Consider the following 369-nt stretch of genomic DNA (forward strand, 5'->3'; position numbering starts at 1 on the left):
GGTGACAATAGCGTTTTGGACCCACCTGACCCCATGCCGAACTCAGTAGTGAAACGAAACAGCGCCGATGATAGTGTGGCATTTGCCATGTGAAAGTAGGTCATCGCCAGGATCCTATTAAAGAAAGCCCGATTCGAAAGAGTCGGGCTTTTTTGCGTCTGGGAGCTGTCAGCTTTCAGCCGTCAGACGTCAGCTGAACTGTGGGGTTGTTTAGTGCAGAGACTCCCTCAGCATTCACCCTATTCATTCTCCAGGTAGGTTGGGTAGAGCGGAGCGAAACCCAACACGAGTTATACCATTCCGCTTAAATATCTGATCTAATATAGGCTATATAAAATCACTGGTGATTAGCATTGAACCCAAACATAT

Annotated in this window: 1 rRNA gene; it reads left to right on the plus strand. The window is 47.2% G+C overall.

The window, feature by feature from the left end:
* Window positions 1-112: ribosomal RNA gene (gene rrf / locus HUS62_RS22710) — 5S ribosomal RNA — on the plus strand; the annotation flags it as partial.
* Window positions 113-369 lie beyond the last annotated feature (257 nt).

It is taken from the genome of Pseudoalteromonas sp. 0303 (assembly GCF_013349995.1).
In the GTDB taxonomy this organism is placed as follows: domain Bacteria; phylum Pseudomonadota; class Gammaproteobacteria; order Enterobacterales; family Alteromonadaceae; genus Pseudoalteromonas.